The sequence below is a fragment of the Protofrankia sp. CiP3 genome, from assembly GCF_917627345.1.
Classification (GTDB): Bacteria; Actinomycetota; Actinomycetes; order Frankiales; family Frankiaceae; genus Protofrankia.
Genome location: NZ_CAKJTM010000194.1, coordinates 1 through 3,523, shown reverse-complemented (window position 1 = coordinate 3,523; position 3,523 = coordinate 1). Strand labels below are relative to the sequence as shown.

Here is a 3,523-nt window from a genome sequence, read left to right as displayed (position 1 = left end):
TGGCTCGACATGGCGGCCACCGCGACGGGCTGACCGGCCTTCCTGAGGCAATCACGTCGGTATTCCCGGATACGGTTGTGCAAACCTGCGTCGTGCACGTCGTCCGCAATGCGATGCGGTTCGTTTCCTACGGCGACCGGAAGAAGGTGGCCGCGGCTATGCGGGCCATCTACACCGCGCCGTCGGTCGAGGCCGCTGAAACAGCGCTCGGCGACCTGGAGAAGGAATACGGCCGGCAGTATCCCGGCGCCGTCGACGTGTGGAAGCGGGCCTGGGCCGAGTTCATTCCCTTCCTGGACTATCCTCCCGAGCTCCGTAAAGTCGTCTATACCACGAACCTGATCGAGTCCATCAACTTTCAGCTTCGGAAGATAACGAAGACCCGTGGGCATTTCCCATCGGATGAGGCGGCGATGAAGCTACTCTACCCAGGGCTGCGCGAAGATCGCAATCGGTAACGAGTGGTGGCTCAAAGTCACCACGAGGGGCTCGCTGTCGGACTACCGCTGACGCCCACAGTGCTTGTGCTTCAGGGATTTTTGGATTGTCAGGGGTGCCTGACCGCGGCCGAACGTGTAGTTGGATCAACCCGGAGTGCTACCTTCGCGCAGCCCTGCTACTCTACCTGGGGATCCGGAATATCTCGACCAAACGCGGAGGTGAGAACGGGACCGGCACTCAGGGTTGGAATCAGGCGCTGAACGCGATGGTGATCCTGTTCCCGGGCAGGCTTCCACTTCACTAATCGAAGAGCAAATCACACGGTAAGGACAATTCCCGCCCATCCTTACACGAAAAACTGGACAGGCCCGCGAGGTCACCCTTGCCGCTGGACAACGCGCCGACGAAATCCGGCAACGGCCACTCGTCACCGCCGCCCTCAGCCGGCGCGCTCTCGCGCACGAGAGCCAGGATCGGCGCCACCCGCGACTCTGGCAGGCGGTCGATCAGACTGTGCAGCTCGTCCCGCAGGGTACTCACCGGCCCAGGATACGAGCACCGCACGACCAGCCGCCGAGATCCACCGACACGCAGGACGATCGGCGCACCGGAGGCCCCCGCACAAGCACGTTCCGAGGCGGCACAGGAACGTCGACGTGACCCAGAATGTCTGACGATCACGATCATCAGACGAGCCGGAAGTGTCCGGAACCGCCAAGTGTCCGGAACGCTTGTTCTACTCGGTAAACGATGTTCTGGCCGGCGCGGTCACCGAGCATCGCCCCTGTTCCGGGCGCGGGTGGCGACGGGGCGGACGGTGATGTCGGGACCCTAAACCAAGATCATGTTGTTCTTATGGGGATACGTTAGGTCCACCACGCTCCGCAACAAGCTTCTGACCTGGTCAGATAGGTTACAACTGAGCCGGGGACGCCTGAGTGCTGGTCGAAATTTTGACCAGCCCGGGCTAGACTTCGAACCATGACGATCGACGCGACGTCCGTTCCACTCTCCGAGGCGAAGACCCACCTGTCCGCCCTGGCTCGTCGTGTGCGCCACCAGCACGAACGGATCACCTTGACCCGCAACGGCGAAGCCGAGGCTGTCATCGTGTCCGTCGACGACCTTGAGGGTCTCGAGATGACGCTGGAGATCCTCAGTGACACCGAGGCCGTCCGAGGGATCACCGACAGCCTCGCGGCCCTTGGCCGTGGCGAGGACGGGGTGGATCTCGCCACCATGCGTGCCGAGGTGGCTCGTCGTCGAGTCACCGGAGCGTGAGCCCGGACGCGGGTTCCGAACCCTACGCGGTCCGTTTCCAGCCCGCCGCGCGACGGGCGTTGGCGGAGCGACCGCCCGAATCGGTTGCCACCGCCGTCCTTGAGTTCTGCGACGCCGCCTTGGCCACAAGCCCTTACCGCGTTGGCAAGCCGCTGTTCGGCCCGCTCACCGGGTGTCATGGCGCTCGACGCGGTACATACCGCATCGTGTACCGCATCGACGATCGTGCTCGCGTCGTGCACGTTCTCGACGTGGATCGCCGGGCTGATATCTACCGGCCGCGCTGATGGCAGTCGATCCCGGACGCTCCCGACAGCGGTTCGCGGGAGGGCGCCGCGCTACCCGGACCGGAACCCCGGCCGCAGCCCGAGGGCGAGGACATTCCGGAAGCCGAAGCAGAATGTCAACGCGACCAGGATGGAGCGGTCCCGGTTCCGTGGACAGCGGGATTGAGGGTGGTCTCAACCGGTCAGTGCACCACCCATGTGTCGCCTTGGCCGCTTGATTCCGCCCACTATCGCTCAGCGGTGGTACACGTCCCGACGGTGATCGATATCGACGACGGTCACGACCATGGCCTTGTCATCGATGCGGTAGATGATCCGGTAGGTTCCGCGCCGGGCGCTGAACCGGTCATCGAGCGGCGGCATCAGCCGCTTGCCGACCCGATACGGGCCATCGAGAAGTGGGCCGGTGATGAACTCGTAGGCGGCCGTGGCGACCGGTTCCGGCAGGGTCTCGCCGAGCGCGCGGCGGACCGTCGGCGTGGCCCTCAGGGTGTAGAGCCCAGCCGATCCGGTCATGCGGCGCCGCGTCGGCGCCGCATCGTCTCGGCCAGTGCGTCCGCGGTCACCTCTTCGCCGCGTGCGAGCTCCGCGTCGGACTGCGCGAGCCGGCGCATCGTGGCCGGGTCGCTGAGGATCGCGAGCGTCTCCTCAAGCTGCTTCAGATCCTCGACGGCCACGAGCACGGCCGACGGGTGGCCGTGGACAGTGACGGTCACCCGCTCGTGGTGGTCGTGCACACGGCCGACGAGTTCGGACAGGTGCGACTTCACCTCACCCAACGGCAACGTCGTCATGACTAGAAGTATGACCAAACCTGTAGGCGATGTCGACCGCAGGCCGGACTTTCGACGGTCGAGCCCACAAGAGCGTCCCGAGGGGTGAGGCCGCAGATCCCGGTCAACGCGCGACCTGGCTCGGGCTGATGATCGGAAACCACGAGGGATACCCACGGATACCACCGGGAGGATCCCGAGCCCCTGCCAGAGCCGTGTCCCGCCGTACCCACACTTGTACCGATCACGCCGTGGAACGGGCCGCGACAGTACCAAACGACCACCTACGCGCGGCACGGCTGCGCGCCGCGTCCACCGACACGCCCGGCGAACCGATGTCCCGCCAAGAACTGGCCGAACGGATCAACCACTGGATCTACAACCACGACCAGACAATCACCGAGATCGACGGGAACTACCTCGGCAAACTCGAACGCGGCATCATCCGCTGGCCCCAACACCGCTACCGGCAGGCCCTCCGCGCAATCCTGCGCGCCAACACCGACCAAGACCTGGGATTTCACCGCCCGACGTGGCGACACAAAGTGGACAACCGAGAAACCGTCACCCTTCGAGACAGCAACGAGGAAGAAGAGCCAATGCGGCGACGGACCGTCCTCAGACTAGCTGGAGCGGTAATCGGCGGCGGTAAGAACCCACACATACCGACCGTCCATCTCACCGTACCGCTCAGTCCGTCGGACAGCGCTTATCCCGATCAGGGAATCTCGCACAAAGACC

The 3,523-nt window shown here is 64.6% G+C and carries 5 protein-coding genes and 3 pseudogenes; 5 read left to right on the top strand and 3 right to left on the bottom strand.

Annotated features, from left to right (window positions below; all coding sequences use genetic code 11):
• Both MJ797_RS26020 and MJ797_RS26015 read left to right on the top strand, forming a co-directional pair.
• Nucleotides 1-428, top strand: a pseudogene (locus MJ797_RS26020) (transposase); the annotation flags it as partial.
• A gap of 188 nt (nt 429-616) precedes the next feature.
• Nucleotides 617-745 (top strand): annotated as a pseudogene (locus tag MJ797_RS26015) (IS256 family transposase); the annotation flags it as partial.
• On the opposite strand, the gene MJ797_RS26010 reads toward MJ797_RS26015, so the two are convergent.
• Nucleotides 742-981, bottom strand: coding sequence for a hypothetical protein (locus MJ797_RS26010; protein WP_239342263.1), 240 nt, complete (start codon nt 979-981; stop codon nt 742-744). The pseudogene MJ797_RS26015 and the gene MJ797_RS26010 overlap by 4 nt on opposite strands.
• 441 nt (nt 982-1,422) lie before the next feature.
• Here MJ797_RS26010 and MJ797_RS26005 point away from each other — a divergent pair, with 441 nt between their 5' ends.
• Entirely contained in the window at nt 1,423-1,722 is a 300-nt protein-coding gene (locus MJ797_RS26005; protein ID WP_239310318.1) for a type II toxin-antitoxin system Phd/YefM family antitoxin, read from the top strand.
• The gene (locus tag MJ797_RS26000) at nt 1,719-2,009 is read left to right on the top strand and encodes a type II toxin-antitoxin system RelE/ParE family toxin (protein WP_239342261.1); all 291 of its coding nucleotides are present in this window, start codon (nt 1,719-1,721) and stop codon (nt 2,007-2,009) included. The genes MJ797_RS26005 and MJ797_RS26000 overlap by 4 nt, the downstream gene beginning before the upstream one ends.
• 234 nt (nt 2,010-2,243) lie before the next feature.
• On the opposite strand, the gene MJ797_RS25995 is transcribed toward MJ797_RS26000, so the two are convergent.
• Together MJ797_RS25995 and MJ797_RS25990 are read right to left on the bottom strand one after the other, a co-directional pair.
• On the bottom strand, nt 2,244-2,525 hold the full coding sequence (locus MJ797_RS25995) for a type II toxin-antitoxin system RelE/ParE family toxin (protein WP_239342260.1): 282 nt from the start codon (nt 2,523-2,525) through the stop codon (nt 2,244-2,246).
• Nucleotides 2,522-2,803: a type II toxin-antitoxin system Phd/YefM family antitoxin gene (locus MJ797_RS25990; protein WP_239310321.1), complete on the bottom strand. Its 282-nt coding sequence runs from the start codon at nt 2,801-2,803 to the stop codon at nt 2,522-2,524. Before MJ797_RS25990 ends, MJ797_RS25995 begins: the two co-directional genes overlap by 4 nt.
• Before the next feature lie 230 nt (nt 2,804-3,033).
• Between MJ797_RS25990 and MJ797_RS25985 the strand changes: the two are divergent.
• Nucleotides 3,034-3,523: pseudogene (locus tag MJ797_RS25985) on the top strand (hypothetical protein); the annotation flags it as partial.

Coding starts and splice junctions, on each gene's coding strand:
- MJ797_RS26005 (WP_239310318.1), top strand. CDS start 1,423: ATGACGATCGACGCGACGTCCGTTCCACTCTCCGAGGCGAAGACCCAC.
- MJ797_RS25995 (WP_239342260.1), bottom strand. CDS start 2,525: ATGACCGGATCGGCTGGGCTCTACACCCTGAGGGCCACGCCGACGGTC.
- MJ797_RS25990 (WP_239310321.1), bottom strand. CDS start 2,803: ATGACGACGTTGCCGTTGGGTGAGGTGAAGTCGCACCTGTCCGAACTC.